Genomic DNA, 26130 nt, shown 5'->3' on the forward strand with positions numbered 1-26130 from the left:
ATGACGAATTTGCATTCCGCCCGTCCGTCGGCGTCGACTCACCGGGTGGTGGTCGTCGGCGCAGGGTATGCCGGCGTGCTCGCCGCGAACCGGATTCTGGCGAGCCGGGACCAGGCCCGGGGCGCGGATCCGGCCCGGAACTGTTCCGTCGTCGTCATCAATCCGCGCGCCGACTTCGTCGAGCGCATCCGCCTGCACGAGGTCGCGGCGGGCACCCGTGCGGCGGCCACCGTGCCGCTGCGGGACCTGTTGCACCGCGATGCAGAGATCGTCGTCGGATCAGTGGTGTCGATCGATAAGGACCGGCGTCGAGTGGAGGTGGCTGTCGGGAACTGCACCGACTCCGTCGGCTACGACTCCCTCGTGTACGCCATCGGCAGCAATACCGACCGATCCGTTCCAGGGGCGGCCGAGTTCGCCCACCACGCCGGTGATGTGGGCGCGGCGGAAGACTTGCGTGCTTCGGTGACCGCGCTCGCACCGGGATCGGTGGTGCGTGTCGTCGGAGGGGGATCGACGGCGATCGAGATCGCCAGTGAGATCGGTGCTGCCCGTTCGGATCTGGACGTCGAGATGGTGTCCGCGGGCGGTGTGGCCGGCTTCATGCGTGATGCCGCGCGAAAGAGTGTGCTCGCGACCCTGCGCCGACTCCGCGTCACGTGGCGCGAGGACACCCGCGTGGTGGAGGTGCGCGACCGCGAACTGCACACCGCCGACGGGACCGTTCTCGGTTTCGACGTGTGCGTGTGGGCCGCGTCGTTCGCCGTGCCGGATCTCGCCGCTCGGAGCGGACTGTCGACGGACGTCGACGGACGCCTCCGCGTCGACTCGACACTGACGAGCACCGACGACGCCGCGGTTGTCGGTGCCGGTGACGCCGTAGCGGTGGCATCCGAGGTGGGTGCGCACCTGCGCATGGCGTGCGCGACGGCGATGCCGTTGGGCGGGCACGCCGCGGCCACCGTGCTGGCGCGGATGCGGGGAGAGCGGGCACCGGCACTGTCCCTCGGCTTCATGGTTCAGTGCATGAGCCTCGGGCGTAAGGCCGGCTATCTCCAGTTCGTTCATGCCGACGACGTCCCGCGCCCGTTCGGGGTGTCCGGCCGGTTGGGTGCCGCCGTAAAGGAATCGATCTGCAGGATGACCGTCGACAAGATGCGGGCCGAGCAGAACCGGCCCGGCGCCTACCGGACCCCCAAGGGCCCGCGGCCGGACCCGGTGAACCGAATCGCGGAGGACGCCCGATGAACCTCGCTCCCGAATCAACCGAGTACAAGCAACTGTTCGGCATGGCCTACCGGATGCTCGGCTCGGCACACGACGCCGAGGATGCCGTCCAGGACGCCGTCGTCCGATGGCAGTCGCTGGGCGCCGCGGAACGTGCAGCCATCCGGGAACCGATCGCGTGGATGACGACGGTGGTCAGCCGAATCTGCTTGGACCAGCTCGGTTCCGCACGGGCACGGCGGGAGTCGTATGCGGGGATCTGGCTGCCCGAACCGGTGCCGGGCGCGGTCGGCCCGGGGTCCGTCGGCACACGATCGCCGGATCCGGCCGACGCGGTGACGCTGGACGAGTCGGTGTCGGTGGCGCTGATGCGGGCAATGGAGTCGTTGACGCCGGGCGAACGGGTCGCGCTGATCCTGCACGACGTCTTCGGGATGCCGTTCGCCGAGATCGCGGATGTCGTCGGCCGCACCCCGGACGCGTGCCGTCAGCTTGCGTCCACCGCGCGACGGCATCTGCGATCCTCGCCCCGCTTCCAGGCGGACGACGAGCAGCGCCGTCAGGTGGTGTTCGCGTTCGCGGCGGCCTGCTCGACCGGCGATATCGACGCGTTGATGGATGTCCTCGCTCCCGGAGTGGTGTCGCGGGCGGACGGTGGGGGGATGGCCGGCATCGCACGGGTGCCCGTGATGGGTGCCGATCGTGTGGCGCGGTACCTGTTGGGCATAGTCGGCATGAGCGGAGTGCGCGGGGTGACGATAGGTGCGCGGTTCGAGATCGTGAACAACCGCACCGGCGTGGTGATCTCTTTCGACGACCGGGTGGCCGCGGTGCTGGATCTCGCCGTCGCAGACGGACGCGTCCACGAGATCGCGATCATCATGAACCCGGACAAGCTGAGGGCTTGGGCTCAGCCGGACTGACTCCGGACCATCCCCGCGTTTGGCGCACTTGACGCGAAATTTCTGCCCGTGAATCAGCGATAAGTGCGCAAAACGCGGGGGAGGGTTTCACGTGGAACCGTGGCTCAGACCCCGTCCGGCTGCCCGAACCCCTCCGGGACACGGGAGTCCGCGCCGCCGTGCACGTCCCGCCACGCCCGATCGCTCAGCAGCGTCGCTGCGACGAGGACCATCCACCCGCTCATCGACAGCAGCTCGACGCGCTGGGCGAAGCCGAGCCAGCTGTGGCTGCCCGACGGGTCGTCGACGCCGACGAGCATCCACAGTGTGCCGATGAGGAAGAGCGCCACGACGGTGAGGCCGGCCCACCACATCGCTCGTGGTGCGCGGTAGACGTAGATCGCGATGATGAATGCGAGCGCTGAGACGACGGCGGCCGTCACCGACACCGTGCTCGTCAGCGCATGCCACTGGTGCGTCAGTGGCACCTGCGTCGCCTCGCAAGCTGGCTTCGAACACCGCAGTGGGAGCCGCGAATCCGCGATGGTGCCGACGGCGAACACCCCGAGGGAGATCCAGCCGACGGTGGTGAGGAACCGTCGGGGCATCATCGTCAGCCCGAGCATCGCGGCGACGGTCAGCACGATTCCGGTCAGCAGATCACCGCTGCGGTAGAGAATCCCGTACTCCTGATCGGTCGCCGCGAGCTGGCTCGCGAACCCCTCGAACGGGCCCTCCCCGGTATTGAGGAAGAACGCCAGCACCCAGGACGAGTACAGCACCGCGCCCAGACCCAGCAGCGTGGCAAGTGTGTACCGACGGACAGTCATCGACACGACGGCCTCAGTTGCGTGGTTTGGCGAACGGGAATGCGAGTGACTCCCGGATGCTGCCGCCGGTGATGAGCATGACGATACGGTCGACGCCCATGCCGAGACCGCCCGTGGGCGGCATGGCGTGCTCGAGCGCCTGCAGGAAGTCCTCGTCCAGTTCCATCGCCTCGGCGTCGCCACCGGCCGCGAGCAGGGACTGCTCGGTGAGGCGCTGACGCTGGTCGATCGGGTCGGTGAGTTCGCTGTATGCGGTGCCGAGTTCCATGCCCCACGCCACCAGATCCCACTTGGCGGCTACCCCCGGGATCGTGGGATGCGGCCGGGTCAGTGGCGACATCGAGGTCGGGAAGTTGGTGTAGAAGGTCGGGAACTCGGTCTGACCCTCCACCAGATGCTCGTACATCTCCTGGGCGACGGCACCCGCGTCCCAGCCCTTCTGGTACTCGATCTCGTTTGCGTCGCACAGCTTCTGCAGGTCTTGGAGCGGGGTCTCGGGCGTGACCTCGACACCGAGCTTCTCGGCGACCGCGCCGTGCATCGTCTTCACCGGCCATTCGCCGGAGATGTCGACGGCCACCAGTTCGCCGTCCGGTCCGGGCCGCATGATCGTCTGGCTGCCGTGCGCGGCGACGGCCGCATTCTGGATCAGCTCGCGGCACAGCACCATCATGCGTTCGTAGTCGCTGTGCGCTTCGTACGCCTCGAGGATCGTGAACTCCGGGTTGTGTTTGAAGTCGACGCCCTCGTTGCGGAATACCCGTCCGATCTCGAAAACCTTCTCCATGCCGGCCACGCACAGCCGTTTGAGGAACAGTTCCGGCGCGATGCGCAGGTACAGGTCCAGGTCGTAGGCGTTGATGTGGGTGACGAACGGGGCCGCGTTGGCGCCGCCGTGGATGCGCTGCAGGATCGGGGTCTCGACCTCGAGGTAGTCGCGACCGGAGAGGGTGTCGCGCAACGACTTCACGACCGCGGTGCGTGCGGCAAGCAACCGGCGTGACTCGGGGTTGATCGCCAGATCTACGTACCGCTGCCGCACGCGGGTTTCCGCGTCCGTCAGGCCCTTCCACTTGTCCGGCAGCGGGTGCAGACACTTGCCGTTCATCCGCCAGTCCGTCGCCAGCAGCGACAGCTCACCCTTGCGGCTGCGACCGATGGTGCCGCTCACCTCCATGAGGTCGCCCAGATCGAAATCGGTCGAGAAATCGTCGAGGCGGTCGCCGACGGTGGCCCGCTCGATCAGCACCTGGATATCGCCGGACCAGTCCCGCAGCACCGCGAAGGCGACGCCGCCGTATGTGCGGATCCGCAGCAGCCGTCCCGCGATTCGCACCCGTGTGCCCTCTGGGGAGCCCGCTGCCGCGGCGACGGTGTGAGTCGGGGGATAGGCGACCGGGTACGGGTCGATGCCCTCCTCGGCGAGGCGCGACAGTTTGTCCATCCGTACCCGGACCTGTTCGGGCCGGCGCGGCCCGGGCGCCTCGGGCTTGGCCGGTGCGGTCTCGACCGGATCCGGGGAGGCGTCCGGCGCACTGCCGTCGGCGTGCAGGATCCCGGAGCCCGCCAGCGCGTCCGGCACCGCAGTGTGCGTGCCGGTGTGCTTGAACGGCGTACTGGGCCGACCCAGCCGGGGCAGCGTGAGAAAGCCTTCGGCGACAGCTGAGGCGATCGCCACCCGCGGAAGCTCTCGGTTGTCGTCGAAGCACAGGTAGCGCGGCGCCCACTCGGGCAGGTACTTCACATTGGACCGGTACAGCGCCTCGAGCTGCCACCAACGGGAGAAGAACAGCAGCAGCGAACGCCACACGCGCAGAACCGGTCCGGCGCCGATGCGGGCACCCTCCTCGAACGCGGAGCGGAACACTGCGAAGTTGAGCGAGATCCGGATGACGCCGAACTCGTCGGCGCGGGTCGCGAGTTCGGTGACCATCAGCTCGACGACCCCGTTGGGAGCGTCCGGATTCCGTCGCATCAGATCCAGCGAGGCACCGTTGGGACCCCACGGCACGAGCGACAACATGCCCAGTACCGTTCCTTCCCCCGCTGTGTCATTCCCGCCCGTTCCTTCCCACCCGATAGCCTCGACGAGCAGGCAGTCTCCGTCGAGGGTGTCGCCTAGGCGGCCGAGAGCCATCGAGAATCCGCGCTCGGACTCGGTGTCGCGCCACGCATCGGCGCGGGAGATCGCGGCCTTCATCTCCGCGGGCGGGATGTCGCGGTGACGTCGGATCCGGACGGTCACGTTCTGCTTGCGGACACGGTGGACCGCCTGCCGGACCTGTCGCATGTCACGGCCGTTCAGGCTGAACCCGCGGGTGTTGAGGATCGCCTCGTCGCCGAGCTGCAGGACGGAAAGACCGGCCCGCTTGTACGCGGTGGCCCCGGCCTCGCTGGCACCCATGACGGCCGGAGCCCAGCCGTACTTCGATGCCAACTCGAGCCAGGCGTCGATCGCATGCGGCCACGCTTCCGGGTTGCCGATCGGATCGCCGCTCGCGAGGCAGACGCCGGTCTCCACGCGGTAGGTCACCGCGGCCTTGCCGCTGGGTGCGAACACGACGGCCTTGTCCCGACGGGTCGCGAAGTAGCCGAGGGAGTCGTTTGCCCCGTACGCGTCGAGCAGCCCGCGTAGCGCGGATTCGTCGTTGCCGGTCAACGCATTGGACGCCCGCTGCGAGCGGAACAGAGTGATCACGGCGGCCAGCAGTGCGAGCGCGCCGAACAGACCGAGGAGGGTGTTGACGAAAGCGTGTGGCCGGCCGTCGAACTGTTCGTTCTCGATGACCACCAGTGCGGTGACGCGGTTGAGCGCCCACAGGAAACGCTGACCGGACGGCAGCGAGCCGGGGAACAATTCCACGAGTCCCCACCCGAGTAGCGTGCCGGCCGCGAGGCCCGCCACCAGGACCCCGAGCGCCTTCCATCCGGCGCCGCTGCGGACCCGGGTGTGGAACTCCTTGCGCGCCGCGATCAGGACACCGATCACCGCGATCTGCACCACCAATGCGACCGCGGCGTTGCCGTCCTTGTCGATGACGACGACGATTGCGTTCGTGATCGCGAACACGGTCAGATAGACCGTGAGCAGCCACCACGCAATCCGTTTGCGGCTCGCGAGCGCCGCGGCCGACAGTCCGAGGACCAGCGCCCACGCCAGGCTCGTGTCGGGGGCGTCGAAATAGTAGTTCTCGACGTAGATGCGCGGGGTGTGCACCACGTACCGCAGCACCGGCGAGAGGCTCCATAGGAACACGAGCACAGAGAAGACCCCGAGGACCAGCCCTGCGATGTGCGGAACCTCGGTCAGGCGACCGCGTTTCGGGGTGCGGCGGGCCGACGGATGCATCCCGCCCTCGGCGGTGTCGGCGGGATTGCCGGTGCTCGTCGCCATCAAGATCCTTCCACTGTGAAACCGATTCGTTCGTATCTCCAGTGTGAGGCGTCGGGCACGAGTTTGGGCGCAGGGGGGAAGATAGTGGCATGTCAGATGCTGCCAACGACGTACCGATCCGCGACGAGTCCATCCGGCTCGGTCAGTTCCTCAAACTAGCGAACCTCATCGAGTCGGGCGCCGAGGCGAAGGGCGTCATCGCCGACGGGTTCGTGAGCGTCAACGGTGAGGTCGAGATCCGCCGCGGTCGGCAGCTGCGTGACGGAGACGTCGTCGAGATCGGCGGGATGTCGGCGCGGGTGAGCGGCCCAGTGGCGCAGTAGCCCGCGCGCCGCCTGTGCGCGCCACCGTGTCACGTGGGTTCGGGCAGCGCCGCTTCGCGTCCGGACTCGCCGCCGAGAACCGCCGCGAGACGTTCTCGGGCGCGGCCCAGGTGCCCGGTCAGTATCGCGACCGCGCGGTCGCCGTCGCCGTCGCCGATCGCGTCGAGGATCTGCTGGTGCTCCGCCGCGATGCTCGACGTGGTGAGCAGGTGCTTGCCCTGCACCTGCACCATGCACAGGCGCACCTCGGAGACGAGGGTCCGGAAGATCCGGCTGGTTCGGGGGCTTCCCACCGCGTCGACGAGCGAGGTATGGAACCGCATGTCTGGTTCGACTATCGACAGCGGCGCCGAGTCCTTCAAGGCGGCGATCTCGGCGTTCGCGGCCACCGCCTCCGCCGGCACGGTCCGGTTCTCCGCCAGTTGCTGCAGGACCTGCGATTCGAGGGCCGCGCGGGTGCGGTAGATATCGCGCACATCGTCCGGCCCCAGCCGCAGCACCCGGGCAGTCTTGTGAGTGCCCCGCTGAAGTAGACCCTCGCCGACGAGCTTCTCGATTGCCGCCTTCGCAGTGGGGCGGGCCACCTCGTAGGTGCGGGCGACCTCGGCCTCGGTGAGTGCGTCGGCGTGCGTCAGGTCGCCAGCGAACACGCGCTGGCGAAGCTCCGCTGCCAGCGCATCGACGATCGACAACGCCGCGACTCTGCCTGCCATGTGATCCCTCCGCCGCATTCGGACTGCCCCACGCAGCGTCCCCGCCGCTTTCCGATTCGATCATCTCATGAAGGTCTGTCATGCGCGCTTTCCAAGATCGTATTCTTGACATGCTGGAATACTTGTCTGACAATCATTCCTCAGGTGACTGACATCACATGAAGGAGTTGCGGTGTATCAGCAAGTGCTCGACCCGGTCGGCGGGTCACTGGCGTGGTCGGCCGCGGCGGCGACCCTGCCACTCCTCGCGATGTTCGTCATGCTCGGCGTCTTCCGGTGCAAGGCGCACCATGCGGCCCTTGCGGGCCTCGGAATCGCCGTCGGCGCCGCGATCATCGGGTGGGGGATGCCGATCGCCCAGGCCGTGAGCGCGACAGCGGAGGGCGCCTTCTACGGGGTGTTCCCGATTCTCTGGATCTTGGTGAACGCGCTCTTCGTCTACCGCCTGACGGTGCGCTCGGGGTGGTTCGAGGAACTGGGCCGCGTGGTTCGGGCGATTTCCGACGACCTCCGCATCCTCTCGATTCTCATCGCCTTCTGCTTCGGCGCCCTGCTGGAATCGCTTGCGGGTTTCGGTGCGCCTGTGGCGATTTCGGCAGCAATGCTGATGGCGGCTGGGATGAGGCCGCTCGTCGCGGCCTGCACGTCACTGCTCGCCAACACCGCGCCGGTTGCGTTCGGGGCGATGGGGGCGCCCATCCTGGCGCTGGCGGGTGTCACGGGACTGCCGCTCGACGACCTTGCGGCGATGGCCGGCCGTCAGACTCCCTTCATTGCGGCTCTGGTTCCGTTGGTGATGGTGTTCATGGTCGACGGTCGGCGAGGTGTGCGCCAGACGTGGCCGGTGGCCGTCGTCGCCGGCGTGGTGTTTGCACTGGCACAGTTCGTGACCGCCAACTATCTGGCGGTGGAACTCACCGATGTCGTGGCATCGATCGTGACGGTTCTCGCCGTGCTCGGGATGCTGCGCATCTGGCAGCCGGAGGTCGGCATGGTCGCCGATTCGGTCGACCTCGGTACCTCGGACGCCTCGGGTGGAGCCGTCGCCATTTCGACCGTCGCGACCATCGACCGTAGCCGTCGAACCGTTCTCGCGATTGCGCCGTACGTCATCATCATCGTGGTGTTCACGATCGCCCAGATCCCGGCGGTGAAGTCGATCCTCACCGACCTCGGTACCGCCGTCTTCCGGTGGCCGGGACTGGACATCGTGGATCCGGCCGGAAATCCCTTGTCCGCCATGACTTTCAAGCTCGACATACTCAAGTCCACCGGCACGTTGTTGCTTCTGTCCGGAGTCCTCACCGCGATGCTCTACAAGATCGGTGTTCGCGAAGTTCTCCGTACCTACTGGGAGACGCTGGTTCAGCTGAGATGGACCGTCGTCACGGTTACCGCGGTCCTGGCCTTGGCCTTCGTGATGAATCTGTCGGGGCAGACGGCAAGCTTGGGGATGGCGCTGGCCTCGACCGGTGGCCTTTTCGCGCTGGCCTCACCCCTGATCGGCTGGATCGGTGTCGCGATCACCGGTTCGGATACGTCGTCGAACTCGCTGTTCGGTGTCATGCAGATGACGGCCGCTCAGCACGTCGGGCTCGACCCGGTGCTGATGGCTGCATCCAACTCGTCCGCCGGCGTCCTGGGCAAGATGCTGTCGCCGCAGAATCTGTCGGTGGCGGTCGCGGCGGTCGGCTTGGCGGGCAGCGAGGGCGTGATCCTGCGGAAGCTGATCGGCTGGAGCCTGGGGCTTCTCGCCTTCCTCACGATCATCATCTACCTGCAATCGACCCCTGTACTCGGATGGATGGTTCCATGACTCTCGACAAGACCGTTGAAATCTCTTCCCCGGCTGCAGAATTGGCGGAACTGCTGGGAAGCGTGGTCGTCACCGATGTGGACCGGATGCTCGCCTACCGCCGGGACCAGTCGCTGCTCACACCGGACGGCGAACCGATCGCCGTGGTGCGGGCGCGGGGGATCGACGACGTCGTCGCGACGCTCCGGTTTGCGCACGCGCACGGCATCGCTGTAGTCACCCGTGGCGCCGGCACCGGGCTGGCCGGCGGCGCGAACGCGCTGGACGGCTGCATCGTGCTGAGCCTGGACCGGATGGACACGATCATCGAGATCGACGACGAAGCACGCACCGCCACAGTGGAACCCGGAGTCATCAACGGCGACCTCGCGGCGGCGGTCGCCGAACGCGGGCTCTGGTACGTGCCCGACCCCGGCAGCCGCACCATCTCGTCGATCGGCGGCAACCTCGCGACCAATGCCGGCGGGACGTGCTGTGCAAAGTACGGCGTCACCGCCGACCACGTGGCCCGGATCAAGGCGGTACTGGCCGACGGACGGGTGATTCACACCGGCGCGAACACCCGTAAGAACGTCGCCGGTCTCAACCTCACCCAGTTGCTCGTCGGATCCGAGGGCACCCTCGCGGTGATCGTCGAGGCGACGATGCGGCTGCGGACCCAGCCGTCGGCGGCATCCACCGTCGTCGCGAGCTTCCCGAAGACGCCGCAGGCCATCGCCGCGGTGCTCGCGATCCGGCAGGTCGCCGACCCCTGTCTGCTCGAGCTGATGGACCGCACCACGATCGCCGCCGTCAACGAGATGACCCGGATGGGTCTCGACGATTCGGCGGGTGCCCTGCTGCTCATCCAGTGCGACGGAGGGGATTCGGCAGCCGAGGCCGCCCGCTGCGCCGACGCGTGCACCGCGGCCGGCGCCACCGAGGTATACGACACCGCTGATCCCGCCGAGGGCGAGGAGTTCATGCAGGCCCGCCGCGTCGCGCTCACCGCGCTCGAGCGCCAGGGCAGCACTCTTCTCGACGACCTTGCGGTCCCCGTCCCGCAGCTGCCCCGGATGTTGGCGGCGATCGAGGAGATCGCCGCCAGCCACGACGTCCTCATCGGCACGTTCGGGCACGCCGCCGACGGAAACCTCCACCCCACCATCGTGTTCGACGCCGCAGATGCCGCCGCGACCGAGCGGGCGCGTGCGGCCTTCGACGACCTCGTCGCGGCCTGCCTCGCCCTCGGTGGATCGATCACCGGCGAGCACGGTGTCGGCATCCTCAAGAAGCCCTACATGGAATCCATGGTGGGCACCACCGAGCGGGAGCTGATGGCCGGGATCAAGAGGGCCTTCGACCCCACCGGGATCCTCAACCCGGGTCGCGGATTCTGAGAGAACGCAGCAGAGAGGAATGCACCATGGTGACCATCGGCGCAGGACTGACCGTCGCAGGGATGGCAGGTCATCTCCATCTCATTTCCTATATCGGCACGTCACTACTCACGATCGGACTTGTCCTGCTCTTGCTCGGCAGCATGGGTCTCGGGCTCGGCGGCCGACGCCACTTCTTCTGACCGCGGTTCGTGCACAGCCGTCCGGCAACCCGTGGTCGACCAACCGCGCGAACATGACTCGGCGACTGAGCTGTGCGGGACGGGTGACTCAGTGCGACGGACGGTTGAACCTCGGAACCGTGCCGGAGAGGAATGCGTCGAGGCCGATTTCCAGATCCGGATTGGGCGCACCGGTCCAGCGGTGTTCGAGTTCGCTGCCAATTCCTGGTCCGGCGGCCGCGTCGATCATCTGTTTGGCAGCCCGCTGCGTGACCGAGGATCGCGTGGCTATCGTCTCCGCCAATGCGGCCGCACGTGAACCCAATCGATCCCCGGGCACGACCTCCGCGGCGAGTCCCACCCGCAGCGCCGTGTCGGCGTCGATCCGGTCGCCGGTGATCACCAGTCGTTTCGCGGTGGCCGGTCCCAGAGTGTGGACCAGTCGGGTGATCGTCCGGGCGGGGTAGATCACGCCGAGCTTCGCGGGTGTCACTGCGAATTCGGCATTCTCGGCGGCCACACGGATATCGCACGCCAGCGCGAGCTGTGCGCCACCGCCGATGCAGTATCCCGCGATCGCTGCAATCGTCGGTTTGGGGAACGCCGCCAGTGCTTCCTCCGCGTCGGTCACCCGGTCCTCCATGCGGATACCGGACGCCCTCGCCGACCGTAGCTCTCGGATGTCCATCCCGGCGCAGAAGTGCGGCCCGGCGCCGGTCACCAGCACCACGGAGACGGCGGGATCGTCCGCCAGCCGTGCGAGCGTGTTCGTCAGTTCGTCGAGCATTGCTCCGGTGAGGGCGTTGTAGCGGCGCGGATGGTCGATCGTGATCGCCGCTACGCGTTGCTCGACCGTCGTGAGGATCCGGCCCGGAACTTCGGGCATGCTCATCTACCTGCCTGGAAGTCCTCGACGAGTAGCTTCTTCTGCACCTTGCCCATCGCGTTGCGGGGCAGGATGTCCACGACGCGAATCTCCCGCGGACGTTTGTGGATCGAGAGCGTCTGTGCGACGAAGTTCGACAGCTCGCGGTGGTCGTGGCAGTCACCGACGATGTAGGCGACGATTCGTTGCCCGAGATCGTTGTCGGGCACGCCCACGACGGCGGCTTCCCGGACATCGGGGTGATTCAGCAGTGCCTGTTCGACCTCGCCGGCACCGATCCGGTAGCCACCCGACTTGATCATGTCGATCGACTCGCGCCCGACAATGCGATGGAAGCCCTGCTCGTCGATGACGGCGATGTCGCCGGTCTTGAACCACCCGTCGTCGGTCATCGATTCGGCGGTCTTCTCGAGGTTGCCCAGGTATCCGTCGAAAAGGGTTGGACCCGCAATCTCCAACTGCCCGAGGGTTTCCCCATCGTGCGCTACCGGGTTGCCGGACTGGTCCCGGAGCCGGGTTGCGACTCCCTGGATCGGCAACCCCACCCAGCCGGGGCGTCGTTCACCGTCGAACCGCGTGCTCAGCGTGATGATGGTCTCGCTCATTCCGTAGCGCTCGATCGGAGCGGATCCGGTAAGTGCCGTCATGCGTTCGAAGACGGGCACCGGCAGGGGGGCGCTGCCTGAGACGAGGAGCCGTGCAGAGCCGAGCGCTCGGGCGGCCGACTCGTCGGCGCACACCCGGGACCATACGGTGGGGACGCCGAAGTACAGCGAACCATTCGCCGCTGCATACGATTCCGGAGTGGGGCGTACCGTGTGCACCAGCGGTGAGCCGTGCCGGAGTGCGCCCACGACCCCGAGGATGAGCCCGTGCACGTGGAACAACGGAAGCCCGTGAACGAGGGTGTCGTCCGGACTCCAGTCCCAGGCCTCGGCCAGCCCGTCCAGCCCTGCCGCCACAGCGGAACGGGAGAGCACGACGCCCTTCGGGGCGCCGGTCGTGCCCGAGGTGTACATGATCATCGCGGTACTGGCGGGATCGGGCTCGTGGTATGTCGATCCCGATCGCGCCTGCACATCGATTGGGATACCGGGGAGCGTGACGTCCTCCCGTTGACCGCCGAGCCAGAGTTGCGCGCCCGAGTCCTTCAGAATGTGGTTCCGCTCGGCCGGTCCCGAGTCGGGTGGCACCGGAACCGCCGCCACGCCGGCCATCAGGCATCCGGTCACCGCGACCACCGTCTCGATGGTTGCGGTCGCATCGATGGCAACGCTTGTGGCACCGCCGATCTCGTCGGCCACAGCCGCCGCCGCCGCGATCAGCTCGGCTCGGGTGAGCGCATCGTCTCCGACGCGGACCGCGTCGCGGTCGTCGTGGCCGGTTTCGACGAGCGATTGCAGCAACGGTCGAGGCATGGGGGTGGTCATCGGCGAAGGGTCCTTTCTCGAAGTCCCTACCGGACGGTGTCGGTCCCACATCGGTCCATATTGTGGACCGCTGTGCTACCATGTGGTCCGGCTAACCTATAGCCCGCAATGCTCGACGTCAACTGGCGTGTGTGAAAGGTCTTGAATGAACAGCGTTCTCACTGCGCTCCGAGTGTTCGAGGAGGTAGCGGCGGCACAGCCGGTCGGACTGTCGGAGCTCAGCAATAGGCTCGACGTTCCGAAGAGCACGGTTCAGCGGTGCCTCAAGACCCTGGCCGATGCAGGGTGGTTACGACCCGCAATCAACGATGCCGGGCGCTGGGTGATCACCGGCAAGGCCTTCAGCCTGGGTAGTGCGCTCTCGGCGGGCGACGACCTGCGGGACGTGGCGCTTCCGGAGCTGAGCCGACTGCAGGCGGAGACGGGGGAGACCGTTCACCTGGCAGTTCCCGACGGGAACGAACTGGTTCTGGTAGAGCGCCTCGACAGCGCCCATCAGCTGCGGGCCTTCCTGCCGTTGGGGACGCGGTTGCCCCTGCACGCGGCGTCCAACGGCAAGGCGTATCTCGCGTCGCTGTCGGACGCCGAGATCGAGGAGTTTCTCGCGGCCGAGCTCACACCGGTGACGGGCCGTACCGTCACCGATCCGGCGGCTCTGGGTGCCGAACTCGCTGAGATCCGTCGTCGCGGATACGCCGTGACAGACCAGGAGCTGCACGATGGCATCGCTGCCGTTGCGGTCGCCTTGCGGGGGCGGGGCGGTGCCGTTCGGGGTTGTTTCAGCGTTTCTGGTCCGGCCTCACGCCTGACCCCGGACCTCTATCGGGAGTACGGCGAGAGGGCGCTGGCTTCGCGCGCGGCGATCGAGCGGTTCCTGTCCTGACGGGGGCAGGAATCAGTCCTGGGTCCGCTTGCTTCGAGAGCGTGCCTTACCGGCCGCCTTCTTCGGCGGTGCCGTCTCGGCGACGGGCTGCCCGTCGGGCAGCGGGTCGAAGAACACCGCAGTGTTGATGGTGGCGAGCTCGCGGCTGGCCGCCTCGTAGAGACCGGTGAGTACCTGCATCGACCGCACCGCGTGGTTCATCTTGGTGACGATGTCGCTCAGCTCCTCGAGGTTGGACACCAGGGTCTGACGACGCAGTTGCGCATAGCGATCGGTGATCTCGCGCCCCTTCGCGGTGACATTGAAGACCGACGAGGTACCGGATTTGGTGCGTTCGAGAAGGCCCATGGTGACCAGTTTGCGCAGGTTGTACTGGAGGTTCGGCAGATCGTCGCGGTTGGTGAGCTGCGCGATCGTGGCGGTGTCCTTCGACCGTTCCTGCATTCGCACGACGTGTAGCGCCACCACCTCGTTGAATCCCAGGTCGATCTCGGCTGCGACGCGAATCGACTGGACCGCAAACCGCTGGAACCCGCCCTCCACCTGGAGGATTGCGAACTCGAACGCGGTCAGCGCCTCCTCGTAGGCGTTCTCCGACAGATGCCAGCGCCGTCCAGGTGTCAGTGATTCGGGCTCTCCGGGCGACTGAGGGTCGGTGATGCTCATGTTCTCTTTCGCTGTTCGCTCTACGGACGACCTGCGCGGCGCGCATCGGCCGGAGCTGTGCGCACTGCGTTGCAACGGTATCAGGGGCAAACATTGAACCTATTCATTGATCATCCATAGAAAGTCTATTGACACTTCACGGATAACTGATACTGTGACTCGCAACACCCGAGGTGTTTCGACTTCTACAACTTGCGGCCCACAGCCCGGGCCATCGCGCAGCTGGCACGAACACGCAGCTGAACAGCCAATCCATCCAGACCACACGGAGGTCTCTTCGATGACTGCTTCGTCTCACAGTGGCTCGTCTGCCGGCGTCACCCGGCAGTACGCGCCCTACGTCAAGGCCGATTGGGGCTACGCCAACCACTGGTATCCCGCGCTGCTGTCCGACGAGCTCGAGGACGGCACCGTCAAGGGCATCACCATCGGTGGGCACGACATCGCCGTGCGCCGCTCGGCCGGCAAGGCCTACGCGCTCTCTGATCGCTGCATCCATCGTGGTGTCAAGCTCTCCGCCAAGCCGATGTGCCTCTCGGAAGGCACCATCACGTGCTGGTACCACGGATTCACCTATGGTCTCGAGGACGGCACCCTCACGACGATCGTCGGTAACCCCGACGACTCGCTGATCGGCAATGCCGGTATCCGCACGTACCCCGTCGAGGAAGCCAACGGGATCATCTACGTCTTCGTCGGCGACGAGGACTTCGGAACCCCGCCGCCGCTCAGTAGTGATCTTCCGGCGCGAGTCACGAACGACCCCAACAACAATCCGGTTCCCCACCTGCTGGACGAGGGCATTGTCATCCGGGGCATCCACCGCAAGCTCGTCGGCAACTGGCGTCTCGCGGCGGAGAACGGCCTCGACCCGGGCCACCTTCTCGTGCACTGGGACAACCAGATCCTCGTTGCGCTCGACCGCGCCCTGCCGCTCGGTGTCAATGCCCTGACCGATTCGGCCACCGAGGAGATCGACCTCCCGGACGGCCCCAAGGGTGTGATGAACCGGTACGACCGACCGGACCTGTACAAGCCGGTGCTGGACAACCCCAAGGTCAACATGAAGGCGCGCGGCACCGTCCCGCACTACTTCCGTACCTCGCTGTGGGTGCCGGGCTCGCTCATGGTCGAGCACTGGCCCATCACGGACCACGTTCAGTACGAGTTCTACGTTCCCATCGACGATCATCACCACGAGTACTGGGAGATCATCGCCACCCGGGTCACCAGCGACGAAGACATCGCCGAGTTCAACTTCAAGTACGACAACTTCATGCTGCCGCTGGCGCTCGAGGGCTTCAACAACAGCGACGTCTTCGCCCGTGAGGCCACCGAGGAGCACTACACCCGGTTCGACGGGTGGAACAACGAAATGCTTTGCGACATGGACTACTCCATCATCGCTTGGCGCAAGCTGGCTGCGCGCTACCCGCGTGGCTTCTTCGAGTCGCCTTTCCAGGACGAGGACTGACCATGTCCATCGCCCCGACCGACGCAATTCCGGAGTCCGCAGTGACCACTGACAACAACGTCCATTTGAAGTTCACGGACGGAACCAAGACCATCTCGGTGCCGGCCGGTACCACCATTCTCGAAGCAGCGAACGCGGCCGGTGTCCGACTGGTCAGTCAGTGCACTGTCGGTACGTGCGGAACCTGCGTCGGTCGGGTCGCCTGTGGTGACGTCGTGATGCCCGAGGGACGGGTGTACTCGTTGCGGCAGGACGAGATGGCCGCCGGCCACCGCCTGCTGTGTCAGTCGCACGCCTTCGCGGAGTCCGAGGTTGAACTCGACTACCCGGCAGCGATGCTGGACGAGTACCCGGTGATCGTCACCACCGCGAAGGTCGGTGCGGTCACCTGGCTCGGCGAGTCGGTGGTGGAGTTGCAGCTCAAACTCCCCAAGTCGGTGCGCTTCTCGTTCCGGGCCGGTCAGTACGTCCGGATGCGTGTTCCCGGCACCGATGAGTGGCGTTCCTATTCGATGGCGTCCGGTGAGCGCGAGCGCAAGAAGCTGACATTCACCATTCGGGTACTCCCGTCCGGTGCCATGTCGGACTACCTGCGCAACGTCGCAGCGGTCGGCGACCAGATCGACCTGGAAGGGCCGATCGGGGGATTCGGACTCGCGGATGATCCGGGACCGACGCTGATGATCGCGGGCGGCACTGGACTGGCGCCGATGCTCTCGATGCTCGAAACACTGCAGACCGCGCGCACCGACTTCCCGATCCGGCTCGTCTTCGGGTGCACTCGTGAGGCCGACCTGTTCCACCTCGACGAACTCGATGCGCGGCGGAGCTTCATGCGCAATCTCGGGGTCCGAGTCGTCGTCGACGAGCCAGTCGACATACCCGATGTCCTGACGGGTAACCCGGTCAGTGTCCTGACCCCGGAGGACGTCGCGCACCCACAGACCTCCGCATACCTGTGCGGACCCCCGGCGATGCTGCAGGCAGCCGAGGAACGTCTGCTCGAACTAGGAATGTCGGCGGAACGAATCCACGCCGAGCAGTTCCTTCCCAGCTAGATCGTGATCGAGCTGCGTCCGGCGTGGCTCGACTTCCGAACAGAGGCAAGAGATGAGTATTTCCCGTCTTGGCGCGTTGAGCGTCGACGTCGCCGACCTCGAGGCCTGGCGGTACCTGCTGGTCGATCTCCTAGGGCTGCACGCTCGGCCCAGGGAGTCGGAGCAGGAACCTCTGCTGATCCGGATCGATGACCATCACCACCGCATCGCCCTGTATCCCGCCACCGAGGATCGAATCCGGATGATCACGTGGGAGGTCGACAGCCCCGAGGAACTGCGGGCGATCGCCGATCGGGTGGCCGCCGAGGGTGTGGCCGTCGAGTTGGTGCCTACGGACAATCCGGAGACGCGGATGGCCGTGGCTGCCTTCCGGTTCGTCGATGCGGACGGCTTTCCAAATGAAGTCTGCTTCGGGCCGACGATCGACCACCGGCCGCTCGAGCGCGGAGACGTCATCGGCGAATTCGTCACCGGTTCGCTGGGTCTCGGGCACGTGGTGCTCATGTGCAAGGATTACCCGGCCGCGGTCGACTTCTACACCCGGGTGCTCGGATTCCGGTTGACGGACTACATCGTGTGGGACGGCGCCGACGCGACTTTCCTGCACTGCAATCCACGTCACCACAGCCTTGCTCTGATGAACGAGTGTTTCAGTTTCAAGGGTGGAGACTTCAACCATCTGATGCTGGAGGTTGCGTCGCTCGACGACGTGGGCCGCGCCTACGACATCATCAACGCGGCCGGGATCGGTTTGCACATGACCTTCGGGCGTCATACCAACGACGGGGTTACCTCGTTCTACCTCCGTACCCCTTCGGGTTTCGGCATCGAGATCGGTCACGGTGGAGATCTCGTGGAATCCGACGACTGGGAGGTCAAGACCTTCCGGTCGCCGTCCAGATGGGGCCACGAGCCGCAGAAGGCGGGATGATCGTGATGTCCGGTACCTCCTCGCCCTTCGCGGAGATCCTTGCCGACGAGAACCTCAGTGTTTCCGCGATCGATCACTGTCTCGATCGGATCGAGCTGCGGGACAGAACTATCCAGGCCTGGGCGCACCTCGACCCCGATCTGGCCCGCGAACAGGCGGCAGCGCGCGACGCCGAGCCGCGACGCTCCGCGCTCCACGGAATCCCTGTCGGGCTCAAGGACATCATCGACACCGAGGACCAGCCGACGGGCTACGGATCGGAGTTGTGGGCCGGCTGGCGGCCAGATCGTGATGCGGAGGTGGTCCGGCGTCTTCGCCGCGACGGTGCCGTCGTCCTCGGCAAGACGACCACCACCGAGTTCGCCACCTATCGGCCGACGGCCACTCGTAACCCGCATCGGCTCGGGCACACCCCTGGAGGTTCATCCAGTGGTTCCGCGGCTGCGGTGGCCGACGGTCAGGTTCCGCTGGCGCTCGGCACGCAGACCGCCGGGTCGGTGTTGCGGCCCGGTTCCTTCTGCGGTGTCTTCACTCTCAAACCGACTTATGGTCGTTGGCCTTTCGACGGTGTGCTGCCCGTTGCGCTCACGTTCGACACGGTGGGTGGATTCGCCCGGCATCCCGCCTGGCTCGGCGCACTCGACGAGGCTCTGGCGACGGACGGGGTCCACGCGCCGCATTCGGTAGTGCTGCCCGCGCTGCAGGACATGCGGGTCGGTGTCCTTCGGCCCCCGTGGGCCGATCGGGCGACCCCTGCTGCGGCGGCGCTCCTCGAGACCTTTTCCGCGAGCATGCGGTCGTCGGTGTCCGAGGTACGTGACATCGAGGTCCCGGCGGCGTTGGGGGATCTGGACGACGCGCACACCCTGATCATGGCAGCGGAGGCTTCGGCCGCGCTGAGTGAGCGTATTCACCGCCCTCACCCCGCGCGGGTGAGTGACCAGCTGCATGCCTTCCTGCACGGGGGACGGTCGGCACCCGCGAGCGAGATCCAGCATGCGCGCGAGGTGCTCCGCCTCGCCCGGGCGTTCGTGGATCGTGCGCTCGGGGAGGTCGATCTTCTGCTGACGTTGGCGGCACCCGGGGAGGCCCCGGCTGGGCTTGCCAGCACAGGCGACCCGGTCTTCAACAAGCTCGCGAGTGTGAGCGGGAAGCCGGCGGTCGGTCTGCCTGCTGGGCGGGGTGTCCACGGACTTCCCCTCGGCATTCAGCTCATCGGCCCCGCTCACGCCGACCAGGCACTCGTGCGCGTGGCGACCTGCCTGACCGACCGAATCGGACTCGCGGCGCGGCCGGAGCTACTCGAGGAGACCGAAGGTGAGTGACTCGCAGACCTCGACGGTCCGTCTGCCGCTGGTCGGCGCGCGCCGGGAGATGTACGACGAGGTCTGCCGCTACCTGAATCCGGACCGCTTCCGGGATCTGTTGGTCGACCTGATCAACATTCACAGCCCGACGGGCCACGAGCGGGCTGCATCCGAGTTCATGGCCGGCTACCTGCGTGACCAGGTGGGCATCGATGCTCGTTACCAACCGATCTCCGAGCACACGGGTAACGCGGTGGGCGAGCGCACTGGTTCCGGGGGTGGCAGCAGGCTGCTGCTGTACGCGCCGATCGACACTCATATCGATCCCGAGGCGGATGTGCCGTGGGTGGGGAAGACGTTGCGCCCCGACATGATTCCCGAGGCCAAGGTCGACGGCGACCTGATCATCGGGCTCGGTGCCGCCAACCCGAAGTGCATGGTTGCGGGGCTGACCGAGGTAGCGAACGCGGTGGTCGATGCGGGCATACCCTTGATCGGCGATCTCGCGATCGGATTCGCAGGCGGCGGCATGCCGGTGACCATGAGTGACCGGGACCATGTAGGAATGAGCAGTGGCGTGTTCCACATGCTCACGCACGGCATGATGCCAGACCATGCGATCGTGCTGAAGCCTTGGTGGGCAGTGTATCCCGAGGAACCGGGTATGTGCTGGTTCAAGGTTTCCGTCCGCGGTACGTACGGATATGCGGGAATCAGTCGTGGCACAGAGGGATTCCGCTCCTCGATTGTCCCGGCAGCAACGGTCGTGCAGGAGATAGAGGCCTGGCTTCCCGATTACACCGCGCGCAATACCTCCGGCTCCACATTGCCCGAGGGGTGGATCTCGGCGATGCGATCGGGGAGCCCGGACAAGCCGGCCTTCCCATCTGCCACGACCGAGATCTACCTGGATGTACGAGTGAATCCCCGGGTAACCCCGGCCGACGTCCGGCATCAGTTCGCCGAGATGATTGCTGACGTCCGGCGTCGTCATCCCGACATCGAACTGGACTGGGAGATGTACGGCTCATTGCCTGGTGGGATGACCGACCCCGACAACTGGATCATCCAGTCGTGTCGTCGAGGCTGGGAGGAAGTCGAAGGCAGGCCGTACGAGACGACGCCCTTGCTGGGCGGGCAAACCGACGGCACACTGATTCGCCGGCTCGGAATTCCCTGCGCGCGAATCGGTTACCCGTGGCCTCCGGCAACTGCCCCGGCAGAGCTCAACGAGGGACTGGGCGGCATGGGTGTCGCCTCCGTCGACGACGTGATGATGGCGACGCGTGCCGTCGCGTACTCGGTTGTCGACACCCTTACCCGAACTAGAGAGGAACTCGATCTGTGAAGCGTGTACTCAATATCGTTCCAGTGCCGGTTCCACCGGAAGCGCTGGACGCCTTTGCGGCTCAGCTCTCTGGTGACTTCGTGCACCCTGACTTCGAGAACGTCTTCGTCTCTGCCCGCGCGGGTGGTGGCACGCTGGACAGTGCGTACGAGACGACTCTGGCCGACGCGTTCGTGCTCGACGCCGGTTGCCGCGCGGAGGAACAGGGCTACGCGGCGGTATGCGTGAACTCCATGAGCGATTCGGCTCTTGCGGCGCTGCGCTCGCGGCTGACCATCCCGGTCGTTGCGCCGAGTCAGGCGACAATGCTGCTCGCGTGCCTGCTGGGCAAGAAGTTTTCGGTCGTGACCATGTGGCCGCAGTGGCACGAGCTCTACCACAAGGCGGCCCGCGAGAACGGACTCACCGGACGTCTGGCATCGGTGCGGGACATCGGTGTCCGGCCCGATGCGGCGGAGCTGCTCGCCGGCAAGGAAGAGTTCGTGTTCGGGGCCATCGAGCGTGAAGCGCGTGCCGCGATCGAGGAGGACGGCGCGGACGTCATCATCCTCGGCTCCACGACGATGCACCAGAGTCACGCGCATCTCGAGTCCGTGCTGGACGTGCCGGTTCTCAACCCCGGTGTCGTGGCCTACAAGCTGTGCGAACTGTTGGTGCAGACCGGGCTGGCGCACAGCAAGCGTGCCTACCCGTCCCCGGAACGTGTCCAGGACGACCTCCTGTCGACTGTGGCTTCCGTCTTCCCGAGCAAGGATTGACAATGACGAATGAATCCAACCCGGAGATCGGGCAGAGCCTGCGTACCGGATCCTTCGAGACGAACTACCACGACGTCGGGACCGGCGCTCCCGTTCTGTTGCTGCATGGTTCTGGGGCGGGGGTCTCGGCTTGGGCTAACTGGCGTGGTCTGATTCCCGTTCTGGCACAGAACTTTCGGGTGATCGCACCGGATCTCGTAGGCTTCGGCTACACGTCGCTGCCCGAGCCCGCAGAGTTCGAGATCTTCGACACCTGGATCGACCAGATCCTGGCGCTGCTCGACGCATTGGACATCCCCAAGGTTCATGTGGTGGGGAACTCGTTCGGTGGTGGGCTCGCACTGCACCTGGCGACGCGGTTCCCGGAGCGGATCGACCGGATCGTGCTGATGGGCGCCGGCGGCGTGAAGTTCGATTTCACGCCCGAACTCGATGCGCTGTGGGGCTACACCCCGTCGGTCGAGAACATGAAGAAGATCATGGACATCATGGCGTACGACCGGTCGCTCGTGACCGACGAACTCGCCGAGCTGCGCTACCGCGCAACGATTCGCCCGGGCGCGCAGGAGGCGTTCGAGCTGGTGTTCCCTGAGCCGCGGCAGCGCCACCTCGACGCCCAGATCGTGCCTGACGAGAAGTTGGCGCAGCTCGAGCACGAGGTGCTGATCCTCCACGGCCGCGAGGATCGGGTCGTTCCGGTGGAGGCCTCCCGGCACATGTTCGAGATGATCCCCAACTCGCAGCTGCACGTGTTCGGCAAGTGCGGTCACTGGACCCAGATCGAGCACGCTACTCGCTTTCAGCAGCTGGTCGGTCAGTTCCTCGGTGAGGCGCTCGAGCGCGAAGAGGGGTCGGTGTGAGTCCCCGCCTGCGGCGTGAGCAGGCCGGGAGCGAGGACGCCGTCTTATGAGGGTCGCGATCGTGGGCGCTGGCGTCGCGGGCCTGTCCTCGGCGAAGGTGCTGAAGCAGTTCGGGTTCGATGTCACCGTGTACGACCGCACGCCGGATGTCGGCGGGGTGTGGAGCGTGACCCGCCGCTACCCAGGTGTGACCACCCAGAACAACAAGGGCACTTACGCATTCTCGGATTTCCCCATGCCGCGCGATTATCCCGAGTGGCCGACGGGGGAGCAGGTGCAAAAGTACCTGGCCGGGTATGCCGATAGGTTCGGGTTGCACCCGTACCTGCGCCTGGGCACAGAGGTGACGTCGGCGACTCAGGACGAGGGCACCGGGAACTGGACGGTGACGACTCGGGAGGTCGAGACCGGCCGGATCGACGAGCAGCAGTACGACCGCCTCGTGATCGCGAACGGTATCTTCTGCGATCCCTTCATCCCCCCGTATCCCGGTGCGGAGGAGTACGAGAAGGCGGGGGGACGGCTGTGCGCGGCGTCGGACTTCAACCATCTCGACGACGCGGAGGGCAGGAACGTTCTCGTCGTGGGCTACGGCAAGTCCGCGTGCGATGTCGCCGAGGCACTCAGCGAGGTGGCCGCGAGTACGACTGTGGTGGCGCGTGAGGTCACCTGGAAAATGCCGCGAAAGCTGGGAAATGTACTGAACTACAAGTACATCCTGCTCACTCGGTTGAGCGAGGGCTTGTTCGAGCACATCGAGCAGCGGGGTTTCGGGCGTTTCCTCGTCGGCCGTGGAAGGTTCCTGCGGGACGGCTTGCTCGGCACGGTCCAGAGAGTCGCGCAGCGTCAGCTGCTACTCGACCGGGTCGGGCTGGTTCCCGAGGGTTCCTTCGAGCGGATCGTCCGGCATGCGGTGAGCTTGGCGACCGAACAGTTCTACGAGAAGGTCTTGGACGGAACGATCGGCGTCCGGCGCGGGGCGGTCATCTCCGCGCTGCACGAGAAGGACGGCAAGCCTGTAGCCGAACTCAGTGACGGCGAGGTGGTTCCGGCGGATGTCGTGGTGTGCGCCACCGGCTTCCGGCAGCATGTGCCGTTTCTCGGCGAGGAGATGCAGGACCGGCTCACGGATGCGGACGGGAACTTCGAGCTCTACCGGCAGATCCTCCCACTCGATGTGCCCAACCTGTACTTCGTCGGTTACGGGTCGTCGTTGTTCAGCCCGCTCAGTGCGGAGGCCGCGGCGCTGTGGACGGCGAACCATCTGCTCGGTGGCACCGAGCTGCCCTCGCTGGAGCGTCGGCGCGCCTTCGTCCGGACCCGGCTGAAGTGGATGGTCGAGCGCAGTGAGGGTAAGCCGGCACGGGGCACCAACATCATCCCGTTCTCATTGCGCCAGATCGACGAGGTTCTCGACGAGATCGACGCGAACGTGGGTCCGGCCACCCGCATGATGCAGTGGTTCCTGCCCGCCAGACCGGCGTCCTATCGTCGGACGACTCGGATTCTGTTGCGGCGTCACGGGATCAACGGGTCACGGTAGCGGATGTAACAAGCGAGTGGGTCCCCGGCATTTGCCGGGGACCCACGTCGTCGTGTTGGGCTGATCGGATGCCCACAGCCGTGATCGCCGGCTGGCCGGTGCCTCGCTCGGTGCGTCGGGCACTCTCTTTCGAACTGGTGGTGCCGCTGCCTGACAGGTCAGCAATAGAGGTAGGCTAGCTCGTCGTCCACGATCCGCGTGAACAGTGTATGGAGCGGCTCGAGGTTCCCGTCGGCGCGGGTGCCGGGCACGTCTCGTAGGCCGATCCCGATCAGTGGGGACCGCGACCGCACTGGCATGGCCCCTCGGACCGGCCGTGATCACCGCGGGTCCGCTCGAGCAGAATCCGCAGGTCTTACGTAGACATGGTCGGATTGCTCACCCTTGAGAGAAGCAGGTATTGCCCACCCATCATCCCGGATGCTCGTTTATTGCCACCGTTTGGCCGTGAAGGCCCAGGAGTTGCAGTACTGACCCGCCCGAAGGTGAACTCGAACTCAGACCGGCTACCCTTGATCTCTCTTTCCGTCGCATAGATCTCCGCGGAACCAGAATCAAGAACCCTTATTCCTGCGCCGAAACGAAATCGCGGATTGTGGTTGTAGCTCTTGACTCCAAAGTCCACTACTTCAGGTTTGGAGAGGCTGAGGTCACTTCTGACTTCATACAGAAGGAAGCTGTCGTGCCAACGGACATCGCTTCCGGGGTCTTCCTGAACGCTACGGAACGCGCACAGATAGGGTATTCCATCTCCGTCTGCGATGAGATTGAGATTCTGGACGTCACCTGCGATGGACTGGGTTCCTAAAAACTCGATCTTCCCGTCCCCCGATTCGAATGTAGACGACATGGCGTGGAAGTCCACTTGCCGGCCATCTAGAACGGCGATCAAATATTGAAATATTCCTTTCGCTTTGCAGACCGTGATTCCTACAGCTCCAGCTCCCCTGCGCGGCCGATTTATCTCCGGGAATACTCGAAAAGGAGCCTTATATGCTCCACTCGGTCCCTTCAAGCCGCTGATGTCATAAAACAAGACCCTGGACCCTCCCGGGATCTCAGTGCATACAGCCAGGTGGTTTCCCACAATCTGGCATCCACCTGGGTGAGGCCAGGTTGTATCAGATGTCGGGGCTACTTCCCAGCAGCCGATGAAATTCTTTCCATCAAAAGCGGCGAAGTAACCGTGTTGGTTTTCTCCACTGAGGTTGTGTGTGAAGATCCATTTATCATCATATCGGCATACTCCCTGGATATGATCGGGGAACTTGCCGGTTGGAGGGCAACCGCTGCTGACGTGAAGGGTGTGGGCTGGCATGGGCCCCGCAGGCAGTTGACCTATGGCCTCACGCGGATGCGAAATGGGATCAAATTCTTCTTCAATCAGATGAGGACTCATTTTAAACCCCAATTCCTCCGCAGTGGCATAGACCAATTCCGTCGTCAGAGCCGCCGTAAATCAGATTTCGGACGCCGCTTTGTCCGATGTCCACTTCAGATAGATCCACTCTATGGTGGTATAGGCTGTTTCCGGTTTCTCGAAAGCGACGCTCACGAGTTGCCCGGACGTAAGCGCAGCAAGTGCCGTAGCCAACATTTCACTCTGCATCTTCGGTTCTGCCTGGTACCACCGACTTCCTCCGGGGCTGCTACGAAGACTCAGCCATATATAAATGTTTCCGTCATTCTTGGGGCCTGCGGCAACCACTTCACAGTCACAGTACATAATTCCTCCATATGAGCGCGAGCGGAAATATCCGAAAGCACGTTCACCAGTGGTCCGCAGGAAGGTGATGCTGCTCCTGATGAGTTGGTGAACGGAACTGCACTCCGTGTCCGTAAATCGTAAGCGCAGCACCCCTGGAGTGCAACTCCATCGATCGGTTTTGGGATCTGGTTTCGCCGAATTTTATGTAATATTATCGAAGCTTGATAATCCCAACCTCTCAAATTACTTGCTGTTGGCATTCTTGTGATTCTTGCGAGGCTGGATAGCCGTGATCTTCTGACTTAGTGACCGGTTTCGGAATGATGTCCCGGACTGCCCGCTTGCGTGGTGTCCGGCGTCGGCTGGTCGGTGCGGCCAGCGAGCAGGTCGGCGCGGGCCGCGTTCGTTGAAAGCTGTCAGACGAATTCGGTCGCCGTGACCGACGATGTAGCCTGCGATCGAGAACAAGCTGCTGGTCCAGCCGTTTGGGCCCCCACGCAGCGATGCGAGTCGACCGGGCTCGATCCAAAGTC

General features: G+C 65.4%; 22 protein-coding genes. 15 read left to right on the forward strand and 7 right to left on the reverse strand.

Annotation, left to right across the window (positions count from 1 at the left end):
- Together ERC79_RS11820 and sigJ are read left to right on the forward strand one after the other, a co-directional pair.
- On the forward strand, window positions 1–1248 hold the full coding sequence (locus ERC79_RS11820; protein WP_165497094.1) for an FAD-dependent oxidoreductase: 1248 nt from the start codon (window positions 1–3) through the stop codon (window positions 1246–1248).
- On the forward strand, window positions 1245–2150 hold the full coding sequence (sigJ, locus tag ERC79_RS11825) for an RNA polymerase sigma factor SigJ (RefSeq protein WP_131578380.1): 906 nt from the start codon (window positions 1245–1247) through the stop codon (window positions 2148–2150). Before ERC79_RS11820 ends, sigJ begins: the two co-directional genes overlap by 4 nt.
- A 104-nt stretch (window positions 2151–2254) precedes the next feature.
- Here the strand turns inward: sigJ and ERC79_RS11830 are convergent, their stop codons facing one another.
- A complete protein-coding gene (locus ERC79_RS11830; protein WP_131578382.1) occupies window positions 2255–2959 on the reverse strand; it encodes a DUF998 domain-containing protein in 705 nt (234 codons plus the stop codon).
- A gap of 13 nt (window positions 2960–2972) precedes the next feature.
- The gene (lysX, locus tag ERC79_RS11835; RefSeq protein WP_242676880.1) at window positions 2973–6308 is read right to left on the reverse strand and encodes a bifunctional lysylphosphatidylglycerol synthetase/lysine--tRNA ligase LysX; all 3336 of its coding nucleotides are present in this window, start codon (window positions 6306–6308) and stop codon (window positions 2973–2975) included.
- Between the two features lie 134 nt (window positions 6309–6442).
- On the opposite strand from lysX, the gene ERC79_RS11840 reads away from it, so the two are divergent.
- A complete protein-coding gene (locus tag ERC79_RS11840) occupies window positions 6443–6676 on the forward strand; it encodes an RNA-binding S4 domain-containing protein (RefSeq protein WP_131578386.1) in 234 nt (77 codons plus the stop codon).
- A gap of 29 nt (window positions 6677–6705) precedes the next feature.
- Here ERC79_RS11840 and ERC79_RS11845 read toward each other — a convergent pair whose 3' ends face one another.
- Window positions 6706–7389: a GntR family transcriptional regulator gene (locus tag ERC79_RS11845; protein ID WP_131578388.1), complete on the reverse strand. Its 684-nt coding sequence runs from the start codon at window positions 7387–7389 to the stop codon at window positions 6706–6708.
- A 172-nt stretch (window positions 7390–7561) separates the two neighbouring features.
- On the opposite strand from ERC79_RS11845, the gene ERC79_RS11850 reads away from it, so the two are divergent.
- Genes ERC79_RS11850 through ERC79_RS23085 form a run of 3 tightly spaced genes read left to right on the forward strand, consistent with a single transcriptional unit; the run spans window position 7562 to window position 10766 of the window.
- Complete coding sequence (locus ERC79_RS11850; protein WP_131578390.1) at window positions 7562–9205, forward strand: L-lactate permease; 1644 nt, start codon at window positions 7562–7564, stop codon at window positions 9203–9205.
- The gene (locus ERC79_RS11855; protein ID WP_207390305.1) at window positions 9202–10584 is read left to right on the forward strand and encodes an FAD-linked oxidase C-terminal domain-containing protein; all 1383 of its coding nucleotides are present in this window, start codon (window positions 9202–9204) and stop codon (window positions 10582–10584) included. The genes ERC79_RS11850 and ERC79_RS11855 overlap by 4 nt, the downstream gene beginning before the upstream one ends.
- A gap of 26 nt (window positions 10585–10610) precedes the next feature.
- Complete coding sequence (locus ERC79_RS23085) at window positions 10611–10766, forward strand: DUF6131 family protein (RefSeq protein WP_165497095.1); 156 nt, start codon at window positions 10611–10613, stop codon at window positions 10764–10766.
- An 88-nt stretch (window positions 10767–10854) separates the two neighbouring features.
- Here the strand turns inward: ERC79_RS23085 and ERC79_RS11860 are convergent, their stop codons facing one another.
- Together ERC79_RS11860 and ERC79_RS11865 are read right to left on the reverse strand one after the other, a co-directional pair.
- Window positions 10855–11631, reverse strand: a complete 777-nt coding sequence (locus ERC79_RS11860; RefSeq protein ID WP_242676533.1) for an enoyl-CoA hydratase/isomerase family protein — start codon at window positions 11629–11631, stop codon at window positions 10855–10857.
- 2 nt (window positions 11632–11633) lie between these two features.
- Complete coding sequence (locus tag ERC79_RS11865) at window positions 11634–13049, reverse strand: acyl-CoA synthetase (RefSeq protein WP_242676881.1); 1416 nt, start codon at window positions 13047–13049, stop codon at window positions 11634–11636.
- Between the two features lie 157 nt (window positions 13050–13206).
- On the opposite strand from ERC79_RS11865, the gene ERC79_RS11870 reads away from it, so the two are divergent.
- The gene (locus ERC79_RS11870) at window positions 13207–13944 is read left to right on the forward strand and encodes an IclR family transcriptional regulator (RefSeq protein ID WP_131578397.1); all 738 of its coding nucleotides are present in this window, start codon (window positions 13207–13209) and stop codon (window positions 13942–13944) included.
- 12 nt (window positions 13945–13956) lie between these two features.
- Here ERC79_RS11870 and ERC79_RS11875 read toward each other — a convergent pair whose 3' ends face one another.
- Window positions 13957–14610 (reverse strand): winged helix DNA-binding protein, encoded by a 654-nt coding sequence (locus ERC79_RS11875; protein ID WP_131578399.1) that lies wholly within the window; start codon window positions 14608–14610, stop codon window positions 13957–13959.
- 280 nt (window positions 14611–14890) lie between these two features.
- On the opposite strand from ERC79_RS11875, the gene ERC79_RS11880 reads away from it, so the two are divergent.
- Genes ERC79_RS11880 through ERC79_RS11915 form a run of 8 tightly spaced genes read left to right on the forward strand, consistent with a single transcriptional unit; the run spans window position 14891 to window position 23889 of the window.
- On the forward strand, window positions 14891–16084 hold the full coding sequence (locus tag ERC79_RS11880; RefSeq protein WP_131578400.1) for a Rieske 2Fe-2S domain-containing protein: 1194 nt from the start codon (window positions 14891–14893) through the stop codon (window positions 16082–16084).
- A gap of 2 nt (window positions 16085–16086) precedes the next feature.
- Window positions 16087–17142, forward strand: a complete 1056-nt coding sequence (locus tag ERC79_RS11885; protein ID WP_131578402.1) for a 2Fe-2S iron-sulfur cluster binding domain-containing protein — start codon at window positions 16087–16089, stop codon at window positions 17140–17142.
- A 52-nt stretch (window positions 17143–17194) separates the two neighbouring features.
- Window positions 17195–18073 (forward strand): VOC family protein, encoded by an 879-nt coding sequence (locus tag ERC79_RS11890; RefSeq protein WP_131578403.1) that lies wholly within the window; start codon window positions 17195–17197, stop codon window positions 18071–18073.
- 5 nt (window positions 18074–18078) lie between these two features.
- On the forward strand, window positions 18079–19398 hold the full coding sequence (locus ERC79_RS11895) for an amidase (RefSeq protein ID WP_242676534.1): 1320 nt from the start codon (window positions 18079–18081) through the stop codon (window positions 19396–19398).
- Window positions 19391–20728, forward strand: coding sequence for an acetylornithine deacetylase (locus ERC79_RS11900; RefSeq protein ID WP_131578406.1), 1338 nt, complete (start codon window positions 19391–19393; stop codon window positions 20726–20728). The genes ERC79_RS11895 and ERC79_RS11900 overlap by 8 nt, the downstream gene beginning before the upstream one ends.
- A gap of 23 nt (window positions 20729–20751) precedes the next feature.
- The gene (locus ERC79_RS11905) at window positions 20752–21486 is read left to right on the forward strand and encodes an aspartate/glutamate racemase family protein (RefSeq protein ID WP_242676535.1); all 735 of its coding nucleotides are present in this window, start codon (window positions 20752–20754) and stop codon (window positions 21484–21486) included.
- A 2-nt stretch (window positions 21487–21488) separates the two neighbouring features.
- Window positions 21489–22346: an alpha/beta hydrolase gene (locus ERC79_RS11910; protein ID WP_131578409.1), complete on the forward strand. Its 858-nt coding sequence runs from the start codon at window positions 21489–21491 to the stop codon at window positions 22344–22346.
- A gap of 46 nt (window positions 22347–22392) precedes the next feature.
- Complete coding sequence (locus tag ERC79_RS11915) at window positions 22393–23889, forward strand: NAD(P)/FAD-dependent oxidoreductase (RefSeq protein WP_131578411.1); 1497 nt, start codon at window positions 22393–22395, stop codon at window positions 23887–23889.
- Window positions 23890–24244: 355 nt separating this feature from the next.
- On the opposite strand, the gene ERC79_RS11920 is transcribed toward ERC79_RS11915, so the two are convergent.
- Window positions 24245–25288: a hypothetical protein gene (locus ERC79_RS11920; RefSeq protein ID WP_131578412.1), complete on the reverse strand. Its 1044-nt coding sequence runs from the start codon at window positions 25286–25288 to the stop codon at window positions 24245–24247.
- Between the last annotated feature and the right edge of the window lie 842 nt (window positions 25289–26130).

Origin of the sequence: Rhodococcus sp. ABRD24, assembly GCF_004328705.1 — a bacterium.
In the GTDB taxonomy this organism is placed as follows: Bacteria; Actinomycetota; Actinomycetes; order Mycobacteriales; family Mycobacteriaceae; genus Prescottella.

Excerpts from the sequence above, each read along its gene's own strand:
- ERC79_RS11830 (WP_131578382.1), bottom strand. The coding sequence starts at position 2,959 with ATGACTGTCCGTCGGTACACACTTGCCACGCTGCTGGGTCTGGGCGCG.
- ERC79_RS11855 (WP_207390305.1), top strand. The coding sequence starts at position 9,202 with ATGACTCTCGACAAGACCGTTGAAATCTCTTCCCCGGCTGCAGAATTG.
- lysX (WP_242676880.1), bottom strand. The coding sequence starts at position 6,308 with ATGCATCCGTCGGCCCGCCGCACCCCGAAACGCGGTCGCCTGACCGAG.
- ERC79_RS11865 (WP_242676881.1), bottom strand. The coding sequence starts at position 13,049 with ATGCCTCGACCGTTGCTGCAATCGCTCGTCGAAACCGGCCACGACGAC.
- ERC79_RS23085 (WP_165497095.1), top strand. The coding sequence starts at position 10,611 with ATGGTGACCATCGGCGCAGGACTGACCGTCGCAGGGATGGCAGGTCAT.
- ERC79_RS11870 (WP_131578397.1), top strand. The coding sequence starts at position 13,207 with ATGAACAGCGTTCTCACTGCGCTCCGAGTGTTCGAGGAGGTAGCGGCG.
- ERC79_RS11920 (WP_131578412.1), bottom strand. The coding sequence starts at position 25,288 with ATGAGTCCTCATCTGATTGAAGAAGAATTTGATCCCATTTCGCATCCG.
- ERC79_RS11890 (WP_131578403.1), top strand. The coding sequence starts at position 17,195 with ATGAGTATTTCCCGTCTTGGCGCGTTGAGCGTCGACGTCGCCGACCTC.
- ERC79_RS11910 (WP_131578409.1), top strand. The coding sequence starts at position 21,489 with ATGACGAATGAATCCAACCCGGAGATCGGGCAGAGCCTGCGTACCGGA.
- ERC79_RS11885 (WP_131578402.1), top strand. The coding sequence starts at position 16,087 with ATGTCCATCGCCCCGACCGACGCAATTCCGGAGTCCGCAGTGACCACT.
- ERC79_RS11820 (WP_165497094.1), top strand. The coding sequence starts at position 1 with ATGACGAATTTGCATTCCGCCCGTCCGTCGGCGTCGACTCACCGGGTG.
- ERC79_RS11915 (WP_131578411.1), top strand. The coding sequence starts at position 22,393 with ATGAGGGTCGCGATCGTGGGCGCTGGCGTCGCGGGCCTGTCCTCGGCG.
- ERC79_RS11840 (WP_131578386.1), top strand. The coding sequence starts at position 6,443 with ATGTCAGATGCTGCCAACGACGTACCGATCCGCGACGAGTCCATCCGG.
- ERC79_RS11895 (WP_242676534.1), top strand. The coding sequence starts at position 18,079 with ATGTCCGGTACCTCCTCGCCCTTCGCGGAGATCCTTGCCGACGAGAAC.
- ERC79_RS11875 (WP_131578399.1), bottom strand. The coding sequence starts at position 14,610 with ATGAGCATCACCGACCCTCAGTCGCCCGGAGAGCCCGAATCACTGACA.
- sigJ (WP_131578380.1), top strand. The coding sequence starts at position 1,245 with ATGAACCTCGCTCCCGAATCAACCGAGTACAAGCAACTGTTCGGCATG.
- ERC79_RS11880 (WP_131578400.1), top strand. The coding sequence starts at position 14,891 with ATGACTGCTTCGTCTCACAGTGGCTCGTCTGCCGGCGTCACCCGGCAG.
- ERC79_RS11845 (WP_131578388.1), bottom strand. The coding sequence starts at position 7,389 with ATGGCAGGCAGAGTCGCGGCGTTGTCGATCGTCGATGCGCTGGCAGCG.
- ERC79_RS11860 (WP_242676533.1), bottom strand. The coding sequence starts at position 11,631 with ATGCCCGAAGTTCCGGGCCGGATCCTCACGACGGTCGAGCAACGCGTA.